General features: G+C 39.5%; 18 protein-coding genes. 1 reads left to right on the forward strand and 17 read right to left on the reverse strand.

All coding sequences use genetic code 11. The features are described from left to right. Nucleotides 1–270 precede the first annotated feature (270 nt). The 4 genes from ACW6PM_RS09070 to ACW6PM_RS09085 form a co-directional block, all read right to left on the reverse strand. Nucleotides 271–1704: an NAD(P)/FAD-dependent oxidoreductase gene (locus tag ACW6PM_RS09070; RefSeq protein ID WP_308668224.1), complete on the reverse strand. Its 1434-nt coding sequence runs from the start codon at nucleotides 1702–1704 to the stop codon at nucleotides 271–273. A 62-nt stretch (nucleotides 1705–1766) separates the two neighbouring features. Beyond that, nucleotides 1767–2009, reverse strand: coding sequence for a helix-turn-helix domain-containing protein (locus tag ACW6PM_RS09075; RefSeq protein WP_330022608.1), 243 nt, complete (start codon nucleotides 2007–2009; stop codon nucleotides 1767–1769). A 37-nt stretch (nucleotides 2010–2046) separates the two neighbouring features. Beyond that, nucleotides 2047–2526 carry a DUF2975 domain-containing protein gene (locus tag ACW6PM_RS09080; protein ID WP_308657679.1) on the reverse strand — a complete coding sequence of 160 codons (480 nt, stop codon included), beginning with the start codon at nucleotides 2524–2526 and terminating at the stop codon, nucleotides 2047–2049. After that, complete coding sequence (locus ACW6PM_RS09085) at nucleotides 2527–3489, reverse strand: hypothetical protein (RefSeq protein WP_456056949.1); 963 nt, start codon at nucleotides 3487–3489, stop codon at nucleotides 2527–2529. Nucleotides 3490–4234: 745 nt separating this feature from the next. Here ACW6PM_RS09085 and ACW6PM_RS09090 point away from each other — a divergent pair. Continuing rightward, nucleotides 4235–4951, forward strand: coding sequence for a hypothetical protein (locus tag ACW6PM_RS09090; protein WP_015517178.1), 717 nt, complete (start codon nucleotides 4235–4237; stop codon nucleotides 4949–4951). A gap of 121 nt (nucleotides 4952–5072) precedes the next feature. Here the strand turns inward: ACW6PM_RS09090 and ACW6PM_RS09095 are convergent, their stop codons facing one another. The 13 genes from ACW6PM_RS09095 to ACW6PM_RS09155 all read right to left on the reverse strand — a co-directional run bounded on the left by ACW6PM_RS09095 (nucleotide 5073) and on the right by ACW6PM_RS09155 (nucleotide 17597). Continuing rightward, nucleotides 5073–5609, reverse strand: coding sequence for an RNA polymerase sigma factor (locus ACW6PM_RS09095; protein WP_308500157.1), 537 nt, complete (start codon nucleotides 5607–5609; stop codon nucleotides 5073–5075). Nucleotides 5610–5654: 45 nt separating this feature from the next. Then, nucleotides 5655–5909 (reverse strand): hypothetical protein, encoded by a 255-nt coding sequence (locus ACW6PM_RS09100; protein ID WP_456056950.1) that lies wholly within the window; start codon nucleotides 5907–5909, stop codon nucleotides 5655–5657. 372 nt (nucleotides 5910–6281) lie between these two features. Then, entirely contained in the window at nucleotides 6282–6932 is a 651-nt protein-coding gene (locus ACW6PM_RS09105; protein ID WP_456056951.1) for a hypothetical protein, read from the reverse strand. A 19-nt stretch (nucleotides 6933–6951) separates the two neighbouring features. Next, nucleotides 6952–7794, reverse strand: coding sequence for a hypothetical protein (locus ACW6PM_RS09110; protein WP_456056952.1), 843 nt, complete (start codon nucleotides 7792–7794; stop codon nucleotides 6952–6954). Further along, nucleotides 7787–8362: an RNA polymerase sigma factor gene (locus ACW6PM_RS09115; RefSeq protein ID WP_308500367.1), complete on the reverse strand. Its 576-nt coding sequence runs from the start codon at nucleotides 8360–8362 to the stop codon at nucleotides 7787–7789. Before ACW6PM_RS09115 ends, ACW6PM_RS09110 begins: the two co-directional genes overlap by 8 nt. Nucleotides 8363–8460: 98 nt before the next feature. Next, nucleotides 8461–8715: a hypothetical protein gene (locus tag ACW6PM_RS09120; protein WP_456056953.1), complete on the reverse strand. Its 255-nt coding sequence runs from the start codon at nucleotides 8713–8715 to the stop codon at nucleotides 8461–8463. Nucleotides 8716–8834: 119 nt separating this feature from the next. Then, nucleotides 8835–9464 carry a 4'-phosphopantetheinyl transferase family protein gene (locus ACW6PM_RS09125; protein ID WP_456056954.1) on the reverse strand — a complete coding sequence of 210 codons (630 nt, stop codon included), beginning with the start codon at nucleotides 9462–9464 and terminating at the stop codon, nucleotides 8835–8837. 11 nt (nucleotides 9465–9475) lie between these two features. Further along, entirely contained in the window at nucleotides 9476–11236 is a 1761-nt protein-coding gene (locus tag ACW6PM_RS09130) for an ABC transporter ATP-binding protein (protein WP_456056955.1), read from the reverse strand. 77 nt (nucleotides 11237–11313) lie between these two features. Next, nucleotides 11314–13107, reverse strand: coding sequence for an ABC transporter ATP-binding protein (locus ACW6PM_RS09135; RefSeq protein ID WP_456056956.1), 1794 nt, complete (start codon nucleotides 13105–13107; stop codon nucleotides 11314–11316). Between the two features lie 459 nt (nucleotides 13108–13566). Next, entirely contained in the window at nucleotides 13567–14226 is a 660-nt protein-coding gene (locus ACW6PM_RS09140; protein WP_456056957.1) for an NUDIX hydrolase, read from the reverse strand. A gap of 83 nt (nucleotides 14227–14309) precedes the next feature. Then, complete coding sequence (locus tag ACW6PM_RS09145) at nucleotides 14310–15059, reverse strand: DNA alkylation repair protein (protein WP_456056958.1); 750 nt, start codon at nucleotides 15057–15059, stop codon at nucleotides 14310–14312. Next, the gene (gene bsh, locus ACW6PM_RS09150; protein ID WP_456056959.1) at nucleotides 15047–16054 is read right to left on the reverse strand and encodes a choloylglycine hydrolase; all 1008 of its coding nucleotides are present in this window, start codon (nucleotides 16052–16054) and stop codon (nucleotides 15047–15049) included. Before bsh ends, ACW6PM_RS09145 begins: the two co-directional genes overlap by 13 nt. A 97-nt stretch (nucleotides 16055–16151) precedes the next feature. After that, complete coding sequence (locus ACW6PM_RS09155) at nucleotides 16152–17597, reverse strand: ATP-binding protein (RefSeq protein WP_308657607.1); 1446 nt, start codon at nucleotides 17595–17597, stop codon at nucleotides 16152–16154. Between the last annotated feature and the right edge of the window lie 81 nt (nucleotides 17598–17678).

Below are 17678 nucleotides of genomic sequence, written 5' to 3' on the forward strand. Positions count from 1 at the left end.
TTATCCTACAATACAGTTTCTCTTCGTCATGATTGTAGGATCGTGTGGTCCTTACCTTATTATAAAAATGATATGTGAAAGCCTTCCGCATACGCATATATTTATAAATAAAGAAAAATGCTACATAGTTAGTTTAATCTAACTGATGTAGCATTTCAATAGTTCATAATGATAATATTTCCCAATTACAGAAATATTATGTTCTCATATAACAATTTAAATCTATACATTCTCAAGCATTTCTTATATAGAACACATCTTTAACCGTAACTATCTCTCCGCTTCGATCTCACGCGCAACATACACACCACTTGCCGATGCATGTGAGAGTGAATGTGTCACACCGCTGCCGTCTCCGATGATGTAAAGCCCCTTATATTTGCTCTCAAGCTTATCGTTAAGCTCTACCTCCATATTGTAGAACTTGACCTCTACGCCGTAAAGCAGAGTATCGTCATTTGCTGTTCCCGGTGCTATCTTGTCAAGTGCGTAAATCATCTCAATGATTCCGTCCAGGATTCTCTTTGGAAGCACAAGGCTTAAGTCTCCCGGTGTAGCTGAAAGTGTAGGAGTAACGAGTCCCTCCTCAATACGCTTCTCATTGCTTCGACGCCCTCTAACGAGATCACCAAAGCGCTGTACAATCACACCGCCACCAAGCATATTTGAAAGGCGCGCGATGCTCTCACCATATCCGTTGCTATCCTTGAACGGCTCTGAGAAATGTTTTGCAACAAGTAGAGCAAAGTTTGTATTTTCAGTCTGCTTGTCTGCTCCCTCGTAGCTGTGTCCGTTTACTGTTACGATGCCATTTGTATTTTCATTTACCACGATACCATGCGGATTCATGCAGAAGGTACGCACATTATCCTCAAAAATCTGTGTCCTGTATACAATCTTGCTCTCATACAGCTCATCTGTCAGATGTGAAAAAATCAGTGCAGGAAGCTCAACACGCACACCGATATCCACACGGTTTGACTTGGTCGGGATATCAAGGTCATTGCATACCTTCTCCATCCACTTGCTTCCGCTTCTTCCCACTGAGATGATACAATATCTGCTCTCATATGTGCTATCTGCTGTTTTAACTGCATATCCTGATACATTGTCTGTGTGAGCCACTTCTGCACCACAAGCATCATCTCCTGCCGTATTCTCATCATACAGCACCTCTACCGACTCAACAGGTGTATCGAAATAAAAATCTACCTTGTCCTTCAGATGTGCATACATATTTTCCAAAACAACATAGTTTATGTCAGTTCCGAGATGTCTTACCGATGCATCCAAAAGCTTGAGCTTGTTCTGCATGCAGACCTTTTTGAGCTTTGTGCCGGCTGTAGAGTAAAGCTTTGTGCCCTCACCGCCGTACTTCATATTAATCTCGTCAACATATTCCATCAGATCAATGGCCGGCTGCTTGCCGATATGCTCATATAAGGTGCCGCCAAAATCATTTGTGATATTGTATTTTCCGTCTGAAAAAGCACCTGCCCCGCCAAAACCGCTCATAATAGAACAGCTCTTGCAGGAAATACAGCTCTTTATTTTCTTTCCGTCGATAGGACATTTTCTCTTGGCGAGCTCATGTCCTGCCTCAAAAACCGCTATTTTGCAGTCAGGATTCTTCTCGATAAGCTCATATGCTCCGAAGATACCTCCCGGTCCTGCTCCAATGATTATCACATCATAATTATTCATCTATCAATTGCCTCCCATAATACGTTGCTGTTTGTCCGCCCAATGTGGCGCACACCAATCATTTATGATACTATATTTTCTCCTTTATCGCAAGAACAATCTCTATATTCCAGCAAATCTCCCGGCTGACAGTCAAGTGCTTCGCAAAGCTTTGCAAGCGTGGATACCTTGATTGCCTTTGCCTTGCCATTTTTTAAAATTGATATATTTGCCATGGTGATTCCCACACGCTGCGACAGCTCCGTAACGCTCATCTTTCTCTTTGCAAGCATTACGTCTATGTTAAAAATAATCTCGCCTTCCATGTATCTCTCCCGCTCAAATAAAACTGTAGCGCACACGCTATATTGTCAAATCACTCTGCTCCTGCAGATCTGCGGCCTTTACCACAAGATGTGACAAAACCGCCGCCACGACCGATGCCACAACACAGGCAAACACTATGAACACAAGCGCCAGTATCACCCCCGGATGATTCACATATATCCTCCACATGCAGATATTCACAACGAAAAAGTACAACGCATCAAACAGAATTATTTTCGATGCCAGCTTTATATGCCTCGCATTCTCTAAGGAAAACGACCTGTCTTTTCCGATATTTACAGCTACCCTCCAGCCCAGATACAATATAACATAGCACGGAATTGCACTGATGATAAACAGCACAAGCCATGGTATATACATATCAGAAATCTGCGGATCAGACGCAATAAGCACATGCCCTATCCATGGTATAGCAACCGCACAGACCACTAATCCGCAAAGTGCTACCGCTATTATTACTATCTTTAACCATTTTTCGAGTTCTTTTTGTCTCATTTATTCACCTTGTTTCTCATTGAGAAGTCCATACTCTGAAAGAAGCTTTTTTTGATACTCCTTATCCTTTGAAGCTTTCTGCAATTCATCATATTTGCCTTCGGACAATAAAATCTGATTTAGCTGGTTAATCAGTTCTATTCCTTGCGTTAATCCTTGCTCTATTCCTTGCTTTAAGCCTTGTTCTAAGCCTTGTTCTCTTCCTTGTTCTAAGCCTTCCTCGATAGCATCAGCTCTTTCAAGCTCAAGCTGCCTGTCAAATTCATAATTTAACTGCATACTCTTCGTCACCTCACTTCTGTAAGTCTTTAGAAACTCCTTCAGAATATCATTGTCAATACAATAGTCTATAGCCTTCTCAATATCTATAGCAAGATCATCAAATGCTCCGTCTGCGTGGTACTCTCTGACCTTATTCACAAATGTCATATAGTCATTCAGCCAGCCACAGGACTCCATAATCGCCTTGTTCTTTCCGTCGTTTATATTGTACACCTTACATTTAAGCTCAAGATTCGGCTCGTCGGTCGGCTTCTCAAACGCATCAGACAGCTTAAGCTCCTGAACCTCCGGCTGTTCCTCCTCACCGTTATAAAACACAACGAAATATGGTGTCGGTATCTTTACCAGTCTTCTGCCATAGATGTTCTTGCCCTTTTTTGTTCCTTTTTTCTTGTCGCTGAGCATATCTGATAATATCACACTGAAATAAATAAGACTTCTCACCGGCATATTCGGACAAACTGTGGACTGATGCTCATATATGCTCAATCTCGCATCCACGATAAACGATGCATCATTTCTGACCGAAAGTGAAATGCCGCCATCGTGAATCACTATCTCAACATCCTCCGGATTGTCATAGCTAGACCCATTCATTGCGTTATACAGCTGTAAGGCTCTTTCCTTATCTTGCATCAGCATACTGAAAACATCACTTTTGTACTCTCTGTTACCACTCATATAAAATCCTCCTTCATTTGAAAACACTAAAGCAGGAAATATCTGCGTGGTAAAAGCCCTCTTATCCTGCTTTAAATAAAATAATGAAACATTTAAAAGCAAGAATTTCAGGGAATATGAAAAATAATTAAGGTATTGAAGACCCTGCACGCCCTTATCGCCGGACGACATCTTATTATGCCTCACATATTTACAGAACATGTAATCATATCTGTAATAAATGTGCCAACGACCGCACAGGTTGCTATAGAAAAACTGCTTTGATTATATTCTAACATATATGCACGAAAAAACAACAATAAAATACGCAACAGAAATTCATTTTAGGATATTGGAACATCACCGATAAGTGTATGGAATAGTCTTGATACAAGTGGTATAATAAGTAGTATGCCATCTGGTTTTTCCTTTAATAATTGGTGGGACTGGCAAGAACTAATTGAAGAACATGCGTGGAATTATATTCATAATGCTGTTGAGGAAGACATTGTAACAAAACAGAAAGGAGGAACCATACCCGGTAGTAGTTCCAAAGCCGGAAACAGAAAAGGAAAAAGGGTATCAGTATACACCAAAAACATCCCCATCAAACGATTATGCGTTTTGGGGAACAGTAGTCGGAATTGTAATCATTGGAGGTACTGTGGCTGAGGATTTCCTTAGTGGCGGAATTGGAGTTACTGACGATGCTGCAAGCTTTGCACTTGCATATAAATTGATTTTTGGATAATTGAAAGGAACAATTATGACGCTTAACAAAGCTTTTAAGGATGTATATTGTAAATTTCTAACAGAACAAGGATATCAATGGTGCTCTAAATTGCAAAGATTTGTGAAGGTGGTAAATCAGGAGCTGATCTATTTTATTGGATTAAAAAAGGTTCCGGCATGGCTCAAAGGCAATAAAGGTTTTACCATTACTGCAGGTATTATGTCGGTATATTTTTCTAAACGTGCTGATTGGACACATGGCTGCACCGAGGACAAACTCTTTAAATGGGCGTTTGATTATACCGGACTTCAACTTCAAATGTTCTCACCGACCTATGAATATGGAATGGGGTTTGAGTACAATGAACAAAACATGATTGAGGTAGTAGAGAAGTCTGCTGAAATAACAAAGGAATTAGTTCTTCCAGTGTTTGCTGAGGTGACAGATTTAACATCTTATGTGAAGTATGCGAAGGAATATACAATAAATGTTCTTAGAATGTGTGATAAATTTATTGACGATTCACTGGTCTTAATACTCACAAATAATCATGATGATTTTATGGAATGCTTGCAAAAAGAGAAAGAGAGCGAAAGAGAATTTATAAAGCAGTGTATCGAAGAATCATATACGACTCCAAGGGATAGGGTATATAATAACCCTGAATTATTGAAAGCTGCACTTGAAGAAGCTGAAAAATGCAAAAAGACCAATTTGGAGATGTTAGCAAAATACAAAATAAACATATGATGATTATTATAGAAAATAGTGAAACTGGATTCTGGTAATATGATAAGAACTATTTAGAAAAGATTGAGAGTGTAATATAAAGTGCGTAAAGTTTTGTTACCGGTAACTTACACACTTTATATTACACTCTCGTTCCTTCCGGAAATGAATAATCTGTTCCCAATTTATTATTCATTTCAATTAATACCTCTCTATACGGCATCAATTCATCTTCCGCATACACGGATTTCGGAATCATTACATAACTCCATGAGATTGTAATCATAACTATCAACATAATTATTTTTCTTTTATAGTTTGTCACGTTACTTTGCTCCGGGAAAATATCCCCACACTCCTCCATTATTTTTTCAAGTGATAACTGTTTGCTGTTGTCTCTCTTTTGAGCAGAATTGTATCTGTACCTTTTAATAGCAAGATTTCTTGAAATCCTTAAACAATATGCTTTTAAATTTTCAGGCTCATTTGGCGGAATACTGTTCCATACATTTAAATATGTATCGTTTTCACATTCATCAGCATCATCTTTACTGCAAAGGATATTGTACGCTATAAGGTTAATCAGTTTTCCATACTTATTCTTTGTTTCTAATATGGCACTTTCAAGTCTGTCAAGATAATGTCTTACAATTTTCTGATCAGATATTTTTTCATTCATAAAATCTTCTTTAAGTTATATAATGATAAACATTCTCCTTATTTTTTAAAAACATAATAATCTGATGAAGACAGCTACTATAAGTATTAATGCTAATGCTTTTTCTGCAATATATGACCTTGCATCCGGTACATAGGTTTTCTCCCAGATTGAGTATGCACATCCACACCCCACTACAAACATGCAATATAGCTTAAACGACTGCGAATTCATACAATCAGTGAAAAACATTATAATAATCCATGCTATTAAAAACAGCATTAAAACTAAGTACTTTAAAAATAATTGAATCTTCTTCATGGCAAATCCCCCTTAAATATATAACTACAACATTATGATTCCATAAATAGCTTCCTTCACTTAGATTATATTCTAACATATATGAGTAAAAAAACAACAATAAAATACGCAACAGAAAAGTCAACAGAAAAGTCTGTTACGTATTTTGATTTTTTTATTAAAAACATAATAATCTGATAAAGGCAGCTACTATAAGTATTAATGCTAATGCTTTTTCTGCAATATATGATCTTGCATCCGGTACATAGTTCTTCTTCCAGATTGAGTATGCACATCCACAACCTGGAAATTAAAATATATAAATTCTGGCGGTTTCATCCACTTTCACAACAAAGTCACGTATAATTTATGTCAATATAAATATATGTTTAATTAAGTCATATTCCCCTTATATATACTAGTATAATTTACATCTCCACCAGATGCAGAAAAAGTAGCGACTAGCGTATATTTTGAAGACGAAACAATATTCTGTGCTACATATTGGGTACAAAAAAATTTACATGTAACTGTTTTATTTCCTGAACCAAACGTTTTAGTCATCTTGTTTGGTTTATAATATGGATATCCTTTTTTCGTGTATCCATAATTATTTATACTACTATATCTATCACAACCATCAGCTGAATAAATAGTTGTATTAATAAAAATCGAATTACTATTATAATATACATTTTGCCTTTTCGAAAATGCTATTGACTGTATATTAAACTCTTCACCTCTTGAATATTGGTTAGAGCCGTTACTTATCTGATTTAAATATGCTTTATATATATATTTCCTAAATTCTTCTAAAGTCATTCTTGAAAAAAATTTAACAATATCATCTTGCTTTTGTCCATTCTCTTGTAATTGAGTTTCTTCCGGAAATGAATAATCTGTTCCCAATTTATTATTCATTTCAATTAATACCTCTCTATACGGCATCAATTTATCTTCCGCATACACGAATTTCGGAATCATTACATAACTCCATGAGATTGTAATCATAACTATCAACATAATTATTTTTCTTTTTATCATATGTTACCTCCATTTGACTTTATTCTCCCATTGTTTCAATAACCCTACATGCCCCCTCCAACGAGCCAATACACTGTATCATATATACATTCCCTGATTTGGCAAAATAGCAATAATAAAGCTCATCAGAACAGCTATCATCTATTCCATTATCCGACATTTTGATATTAAATTTTTCTTTTACAACAATCACCTGAGTATCTAATTTTTTGCTCTTATATTGTTTAACCAACTCGTATTCTATGTTCTGCTTATAAAGCTCTATATTACCGCTTTCATCAAACTGACAGTATGACAATGCCTTATTTTCCAAAGCCAGCTCTTTAATAAAATCCTTTCCGTTTATAGGAATATACACATATTCAGACACACCTGATATTCCATCTTTTTCTCCATCCGGTGGTATATCATAATCAAAAAAGATTCTAGCGTATTTATCAGGTACTATATTTAATAGAGCTTCATCCAATATTTTGTACTCTGTCTGCCACGAATAAAAGTTTTCATTAATATCTGATTCTAACGTATCTATAGAATTATATGCTTTTGTCAAATATATTACATTATCATATTGAACTTTTTTACAATCTTTAGGTATCGTGATTTTAGTTTCGTATGCATCACCTATATTGACATTATTCTCATTAAAATTTATAGTAATCTTCAACTTTTTAACAATATAATCTGCCCACGAACGCATCGGTGAAACACTAAACACAGTTGCTATAATTGCCACACACGCAACCAATTTCATATATCTTTTTGCTCTTAATTTCTTCCTGTTAAAAAAAGTTTTGGGTGCAGTCTCCACAATATATTCATCTTTCACCAAACTCATGACATCCAGTCTCTTATCATCCATGAATATACCCCCTTTCCTCAAATTCTTCTTTCAACAATTTTCTCATCCTAAAAAGAGCGACTTCCACTTGACTTTTAGACATTTTGCATTCTTCCATTATTTCTTTCACGGATAAAAAATACCAATATCTCAGCATAAATACCTTTCTTTTTTTTAAAGGTAAATCCATAAGAAATTTATTGATAATTATTTTAATTTCATTTTCATCACTTACGTTACTTTGCTCCGGGAAAATATCCCCACACTCCTCCATTATTTTTTCAAGTGATAACTGTTTGCTGTTGTCTCTCTTTTGAGCCAAATTGTATCTGTACCTTTTAATAGCAAGATTTCTTGAAATCCTTAAACAATATGCTTTTAGATTTTCAGGCTCATTTGGTGGAATACTGTTCCATACATTTAAATATGTATCGTTTTCACATTCATCTGCATCATCTTTACTGCAAAGGATATTGTACGCAATAAGATTAATCAGTTTTCCATACTTATTCTTTGTTTCTAATATGGCACTTTCAAGTCTGTCAAGATAATGTCTTACAATTTTCTGATCAGATATTTTTTCATTCATAAAATCTTCTTTAAGTTATATAATGATAAACATACTCCTTATTTTTTTTAACCAAAAATACGCAACAGAAAAGTCTGTTACGTATTTTGATTTTTTTATTAAAAACATAATAATCTGATGAAGGCAGCTACTATAAGTATTAACGCTAATGCTTTTTCTGCAATATATGATTTTGCATCCGGTACATAGGTTTTCTGCCAGATTGAGTATGCACATCCACACCCCACTGTAAACATGCAATATAGCTTAAACGACTGTGAATTCATATAATCGGTGAAAAACATTATAATTATCCATACTATTAAAAACAACATTAAAACTAAGTACTTTAAAAACAATTGAATTTTCTTCATGGCAAATCCCCCCTTAAAATATACAACTGCATCATTATGCTTCCATAAATGGCTTCCTTCACTTATATAGACGCAATCCCTGCTTATATGCTTACAAAAATCAAGATTTTTTTCAATCCCTACTCTGTCACCACTGCAATTACATAATCATCAAGCTCACGAAACACTACCCTTTTTTCATAAGCCTCCATCGTCTTATCATCCAGCTCCCCTGAAAAGCCTGTACCGACAAGCTTCATTATCGCCTCATACTGTGTCCAGTATTTTGCAAGCTCAATTTGAAATGCCTCAGATTCATTCTCAAAGCCTTCGAGTTTGTCAAGCTGCTCCTTTCGCATTATGCGCTTTGCCACATTGAAGCTCATGCGTTTTGTCTGCTCTATGTCCACGCCAACGGGCCTGTCCGATATTGCAAGCACCACATACGGGCCGCTGTGTGCCAGATTAAAAAAGGTCGCGCGCTCATTCTTATACCCGGCTGCTATTTCCGGCTTGCCGTGCTCATTTCTGACCAGCTGTTCATCCGATGATATCCCCAGATATTTGTATAGCATGTATCCTGCCAAAAGCTCCTGATTAGCTGTGCCACACAGCCTGTTGCTGCCTGTTTTTACACCTTTTTCTGAAATAGTGGTGTATTTATCCACATAATAGGCAGACACATGTGGAATTAACTCCTTCTCACGGCCTGCTATGGAGTCCGTTTTTTCTATAAAAATCTGACAGTTATTGTTTATTTTATTTTCCATACCAGCCTTCCCTACGATATCTGCAGCTCATACAGCTTCCTGTATATGCCATCCTGCTCTAAAAGCTCCCTGTGCGTACCGCGCTCACATATGCGTCCCTTGTGCATGACCATGATGCAGTCGGCATGCTGGATAGTGGACAGACGGTGCGCAACCATGATTGTTGTCCTGCCATCCATGAGCTTTTCGAGCGCCTCCTGTATGAGAATTTCTGTCTCTGTATCTATGTTGGCTGTTGCCTCGTCCATGACCAATATGCTCGGATTGTGGGCAAGTGTCCTTGCAAAGGACAATAGCTGACGCTCTCCTGCCGAGAAGGTCGCACCGCGCTCCGTAACCGGCTCGTGATAGCCCTGTGGGAGCTTTTCGATAAAGTGTGAGGCGTTTACATATTCTGCTGCCTCCTTCACCTGCGCATCCGTGATATCGTCATCATTCAGGCGGATATTGTACGCCACATCCCCCTCGAATATGAACACATCCTGCTGCATCTGACCGATTGCACTGCGAAGCTGCTTTTTGCTAAGCTGTCTGATATCGATGCCATCAATGTAGATATGTCCCTTTTGTATATCATAATACCTGCCTATCAGATTTAAAATGGATGATTTTCCTGCTCCGGTTGCGCCGACAAAGGCCACCTTCTCGCCCGGATTAATGACAAATGAGACATCCTTAAGCACATAGTTTTCGCCGTCGTAGGCAAACCATACATGGTCAAATTCAATTTTTCCGGTGATTTTATCCGGCTGCTTTGGATTTTCGACCTCAGGAATAAATTCATCCTCATCCATAACCGTAAATATCTTCTCGGCGGATGCAATTGATGACTGCAATGTCGAAAACTGCTCTGCAAGCTCCTGTATCGGGTCGAAAAATGACCTGATGTAATTCGAGAAAATATACAGAGTGCCGACCGAAATAATCTCATCAAACACATTTCTGCTTCCGAACCACAGCACTATCATAAGCGACAAAATGCTCAGAATATAGATAAGCGGACGGAATACCGCATACATAAGCATCTCCCTGTAAAAAGCCTTGTAGAGCTTTGTATTTTTATCATGAAATTCCTCAAACTTGCGCTCCTGCCTGCCAAATATCTGTATAATTTTCATTCCCGAAAGATGCTCGGACAAAAATGTATTGATGTCAGTCAGGCGCGTACGGTAAAGCCTGTAAATATTTCTGGCAATTTTCTGGCACAGCACCGTAAGCCCAATTACAAGCGGCATCAGCACAAATGATATCGCAGCAAGCCTCACGTCAAGCACGAGCATAACGCCTGCAAGTCCCACTATTTTTACAATATTTCTGAAAAGCTGTACGAGAATGCCCGAATACATCTCATTGAGAGCCTCAACATCATTGGTCACACGGGTTACAAGCTTTCCAACCGGCGTGATATCAAAATACCTGCTGCCGAGCGACTGGATATGCCTGTAGAGGTCCTTTCTCATCTGAAGAATGATATTCTGGCCTGTTTTCTGCAATATCCAGGTCTGAGCGATGTTGAATACAAAGCTCAAGGCAAGTACCACCGCATATTTGATAGCTGTAGCAATTATTACATCATAATCCCCATTTGCTCCAAAGGTATCAATTGCATCTCCCACCAGCATCGGCCTGTAAAGGTCAAAGGCTGTCAGTCCAAGCACCAGCAAAAGGGCGAAAATCACCCAGTGGGCATACGGCTTCATGTAGGCTACAAGGCGCATTGTGGAGCTTTTTTTATTCATTTCTTTTTTATTTATATTTTTACTCGAATTCATACTATAATCTTCTCTGTTATTTTGTAGCTATTTATTGTCAAACAGACAAATCTGCATAACAACGAGTTTTAAACCCTTTAGCTGCCAAGCTCACTCTCAAGCTGCTGCTTATGGCTGATATCAGCGTAAAAACCGCCAAGCTCAAGCAGCTCTTCAGGAGTGCCATACTCTGTCAGTTTTCCGTCAGAAAGCACTGCCACATGGTCAGCCTTCTGCAGGGTGGAAATCCTGTGAGCAATCACTATGGTTGTCTTTCCCTGTCTGGTTTCCATGAGGTTTTCAAGTATCTGCTCCTCTGTATCGGTATCGACAGCAGAAAGCGAATCATCCAGTATGAGGATTGCAGAATCCTTTAAAAGTGCTCTGGCTATTGAGCTTCGCTGCTTCTGCCCTCCCGAAAGTGTCACTCCGCGCTCTCCAACCATGGTCTTGTACTCATCCGGAAAGCCCATGATATTATCGTGTATACACGCATCCTTTGCAGCCTGTTTTACCGCATCAAGAATTGCCGGGTTGTCGGCAATCCTGTCCTCCAGACCGAATGCAATATTCTCCTCGAGTGTGTCGGAAAACAGGAAATTCTCCTGTGGCACATATGAGATATCACGGTGCAAAACCGCCAGCGGATAGTCTGTTATCGGGCGGTCATCCAAAAGTATCATGCCGTTTTCACAGTCATAGACTCTAAGCAAAAGGTCTGCAAGTGACGATTTTCCGCTTCCGGTACGTCCTAAGATACCAAGCATCTCGCCCTGCTTCACATGTATGCTCACGTCTGAAAGCACCGGCTTGGTGCCGTCAGGGTATGCGAAGGTGAGGTGGCTAAGCTGTATATCACCATGTATCTGTATTTTATCAGAAGCACCATCATTTTCTATTACCTTTTCCGGTGGCACCATATCGACAATATCAGGCTTTTCCTCGAAAATAGTCCGGATTCTGCCCCATGCCGCAGCCGCCTGGGAAAATGTGTTGATGCAGTCACCTGCCGCAATCATAGGCCACACAAGCATATCGATGTATGAGTTGAATGCCACAAACTGACCTATCGAAACCTGACCGTCAAGCACCATCCTGCCGCCTGCAATAAGTGTCACTATCACGCTTATTCCGATTACAGCATCTAACGCCGGACCAAAGACAGCACGAAGCTTTACCACGGCAAGATTTTTCTCCCTGCTGTTCTCACAGGCCTTTTCAAACTGCTTAAAGTCCTCGTCCTCCTGCACAAATGCCTTTACCACGCGGATACCGGCAATGCTCTCCTGCACCTTGTCAGACAGATATGAGAAAGCATCCTGCCTTTTCACCTGACGCTTTTTGGACTCTATTCCATAAAAATAGCAGCCGATTGCAATAAAAATAAGTGGAATAAAAGCAAACAATGTCAGCTTAAAATCCACGTATACTACCATTTTGACAAGCACCATCACCGTCATGATTACCGCGTCAAACACTGTGATGACAGCCATTCCGGTTCCCATCCTGACCGCCTGTAAATCATTGGTGAAATATGCCATAAGGTCTCCTGTCTTGTGGCTGTTGTAATAACGCGCCGAGAGTGTCTCCATATGCGAAAACATATCATCGCGCAGTCTGTATTCTATTCCTCTCGATGCTCCGATGATGAAATATCTCCATCCAAAGCGCCCCGCCATGATTATCAGGCCTGTTATCAATATCTTAAATATAATGCCGCCCACGCCCGCCATATCGAGCTTTCCTGCAGTGATTCCGTCGATTATCTCCCCAATAAACTGCGGAATGTACAGATTGGCAAGGTCTACTGCAAGGAGCACAAAAATGCCTATCGCATAGTGCCATTTGTATGCTAGCAGATATGGGCGCAGCGAGTATTTTTTATCGTTCATGTTATTCCTCCGTATTATCACTGCTGTAGCCGCATGGTTAACCCGGGAGGCAGCCATATGCTCTCTAGGAGCTAACGCTATGCTGTTAAGAGGCTGTACGAATTATGCTCGAAAGATTTCTATGCTTGACGAAACCGGCTTTTATGTGCCGTCCATGGCACATAACGCCTTGCCCCGGCGTCCATGCCGGTGCATTTCAAGTACAGCGTACAAAAATTAACTGGTTCAATAACGCAGAATGAATTTTCATTCTGCAAAGAAGAAAAACGCAGGCGTAGCGGGCTACGTCAAGTTTTTCTGATGCCGCAGATGGAAATTCAGGCAAGTTATTGGTCCAGTTATTTGCAGAACGATGTACTATGTTAACAGGGCATAATTCTACAGACTCTAAACAGCTTCGCTAGTCGCTCTACGAGAGCATATGACCGTCTCCCGGGCTAACCACGCTACATTCTATATCTACCTCCACAGGTCTGCCACGAAATATGTGAGTGCCGCCCATGTATACACGGAATAGTATATGCCGTGCTCGTCCACTCCATCCTCAAGTATCTTCTTCGCCTGCGCTTTAGTCAGAAGGTCGAATCCGTCAAAGAGCTCACCGCCCACTGCGCCCTCCTGCGACATTCCATTAAGGCTATCACGGTTAAGTACAATCTTTACAAGAGCGTTGCTTTCATCTGTCATGCCCGGTGTGCTGAAAAGACATGGATTGATTATAGAAACCGTGTCTTTTTCTGTCACTTTAAGGCCGGTCTCCTCATTAAGCTCACGCATGGCGGTCTTTATGAGCGGTGCTGTATTATCATTATCTCCGATGCAATCCTCAGGGTCTATAAGCCCTGCCGGTACGCTGAGCAGGTACTGACCTGTCGGATATCGGAACTCGCGGTTCATTAACAGACATGGCTCATGACCGGATTTCTCATCATCTGACGGATTCCATATCACAACGCAGCTCACCGCATCCGGAAGCATTTTCTTGAACTCCTCTGTGGATTTAGCGGCTACAAGGTCTTCTTCAGCTCTCCTTGTGGCATTATAATAATGCCTGCCCTCCCCGTACTGAAGGTCAAACACCTTTATAAATTTTGATTCAAATAAGCTTTTTATTTTCATATATTTTATGTCTCTTTCTATAACTGATTATGCCGGTAATCATGCATAACCGCACGTCGAACATTTCAGCCGGATTTTTAATTTTAATCACTCAGCACCTTTAATGTGCTCAGATACTCCTTCTGCTGTGGCGTAATGCGATAGCTCTCACGCGCCTTTTGTATCGCCTTGTTGTGGCTCCAGCTATCCATGAACCTTTCCTGCAATATCGGCAGCACTGCATCATACTGCTTTGCAAGTGCCGTAGCGATATACCACGCCTTCATCATGTTTACATAATACTCCTTGGAACGGATTTTTGCCACATCTAAAGCGTATTTTATATCAAAATCCTCATCGAGATATAAGCGCATCAAAGTGCCAATGCCATATCTGACAGTGTATGGTTTATCTGAATCCAGCCACTCATATACATGCAAGAGAAGGTCCTTTTTGTGCTTTTTGAACACAGCCGGTACGCCACTGTCGCAGGTCGCCCAGTTGTCTATGTATGGAAGGAATGCTTCCAGATAAGCCAATGCCGTATCATAATCCTTCATCTGCATAATAAGAAACATATGCAGGTTATTTTCCTCATAGTAGTAATGTGGCAGACTGTTTAGAAACTTTTCCACATTGTCACAGTCATTTTCCTTTACAGTATTACAGACCCGTTTCTCTTTTTGAACCGACAAAAAGAGCCTGCTGCCACGAGCAAGCTCCTTTGCGTACTTTCTAAGCACCGGGACTCTTATTCCTATTATGCGGTCTTTTTCAATATTGGGCATAAGCCTCGCATGAAATTCCCTGTAATTTTTATCCTGCAGCTCAAATAAATGCTCTAATTCTGCCAACAAATCTTTCCCTCCGTAATAACAGGATATCTGATAAGCAGCTTCTCATCAAGATTTTCCCTGTTCATGTCTACCGCTGTGATCTGGCTATTGTCATATGTGGTGTAATAATAGATGCCCTTGTCGCAGTTGCAGCATGATGTGTAGAGCGTAATCTCATATTTGCCCTCTGTCACCTCGCACAGGCCTCTCTGCTGGTCTACAGCGCCTAATATGTGGAAGAACTGGCTCACACTCGCATTCTCACTGTCATCCGATTTGGAGTTTTGCTTTGTGAATGCCACACGTACAAAGCGTGACTGTGATGATAAATCTCCCGGCAGTCCCAGACCTCCCATTCCGCGGCTATATGCACTAAGCTCCACTCCCGGTGCAAATGTATTTTCAGGCTGCTTTGTGGATAAGCCTCTATAATTATTGAGTGCTGCCATCTGATATGGGAATGGCGGATTGTTTGTGAGTACACCTACCGGATTGTCGTAAACATGCATACCGTCTGCCATCGACTCCACCACAATGCACTCATTTTTGTCGGCTATAATCCAGTGTAGCTGTGCAACCGGAAGCTGACTGCTAAATGGTGTATCTACCAGTAAAATACGATTTAATTTTTCCTTTGCATCCGCTACCGTAGCGCATAGTGACAATATCCACGGTATAAACTCAAACTGTGCCACCTTTGTCTTTGCGATGCCGCATGTGCCATTCTCGCATGAGCTGTTTTCGTCTGCTGCCGCATACGCTGCATTTCCCACGAAATTCAGTCCTGCCATACCGAGTCCCTTTTCATTTATTGCATCATAGTAAAGAGGATAATCGCCTGCCACATGTGCCATTCCAATGATTGCATAATGGTTTTCAAGCTTTCCCGCATGCCTGAAATCAAACACATAGTTTCGCGGTGTTACCGCAATCTCATCTCCATATGAAAATTCGTAATCGAGTGTTCTTCCAAAATAGAAATCCTTTGTTTTATAAGCTGCTGCTGTACACATAATTATGACCTCCTTGTTATGCTGCCATACTTAATCAGTATCTCTTAAATTGTAGAACATTATACCACAATCCTGTAAAAAAAGCGTCTCCTGCTATTTATTTTAATATAACCTTCTCCTGATTTGTTTTATAATATATAGCTCGCGATACTTTGTCCTTTATTAAATACCCATTTTTTTCCAGATTTCCCAACATTTTTTTCCTTAGGTAAGAAGAATCACTAACTCCCAGATATTCTGCAATTTCAGAAACCCTATGCGCCTTAAAATAACAAAATGATAATATTTTTTCATCATACTCTGTACCATTTTTAACAGGCATAAATGTCACTGCCGGTGCACTGTCATTATCATTAATGCCGTCTTCGTATGTCAAATCCGGAAGTACCAATGTAAAATGATCCGATGATGAATATATATATGGCTGATGTTTTTTATCAGCAGATGCATACTCCTCTGCTATTTTATCGAAACCTGTACCGGCGGCCTCCATAACATTACATGCGACCAGAACTCCTGCTATCAGCTCATTTCTGCGCTTTGAAATTATTCCCGACAAATCATAGGTTTTTCCCAATTTTTCACCCCTGTAAAAGCCCCCGGGTGATGATATTTCCAATCTGTCTTTAAATATATCTATCTGTATTTGTGTGCCATCCAGATAATAGTCTCTGTGTGCAACTGCATTTACGATTCCCTCAAATAAAGCTCTTTGCGGGTAGGAGTCTATATTGATTCTCTTATCGTTGAGCTTGATTATTCCATGATTCATCCTCTGATTTACGAATTCTACCATATATTCAATAGTATCAATTATATTACCTGCAAAACGATTAATAGTAACTATTCTCTCGCTTCCCTTATTTATTCCGGAAAAAACAGAGCACTGTACCTTTGTTTTATCTCCTTTATAACCGTCCAAAAACAATACTGCACCATTGAGCAGATATCCACTCTCATTTACAAATCCTAACGATCTTAACAGCTTTTCATTAAGTTCTTTTCCATTATTATGTCTGGAATAAAAATCCTTTAATTTTGATATTTTATCCGGATCATATTTTATATCTGACTCCAAAACATCATACTGTGTTTTTTTACTCCTAACGCTCATTTCAATAATCTCTTCATATGTTGCGCCATTCGTAAATCCATCTCTTCTCATGAAAATTGAAGGTATATTTTGATATTTCAAAATAACAGGCTTTATATCCGATTCCTTTACACTAATCCGAATTACAAACCGTTCATTTTTATTTACCTCATATCTTATAAATGATATATTCATTTGCGGTCTTGGTGTCAAATGTTCATTAACCTGATTATTAAAATAATTTCTCTCGTTATCAGCAGCTTTTCTATCAAATCCAACCAATTGATTCGTCTTATCCTTTACTCCTATATAAAATTCACCACCTGAAGCGTTCGCAAATCCGGCTATCGTTTTCAGCCATCCCACTACATCATCTCTGTTCAAAACGGCTTTGCACTCAAATCTATCATTTTCTAATTGTATATTATCAACGATTTCTTCCAGATACATATTTTTCTCCTTATCAATCCTAACAACTTTGAACTATTTCAATAGTACTTCAAAGTTACTTCAAAGTCAACTTCAAACTCA

It is taken from the genome of Agathobacter sp., assembly GCF_977054825.1.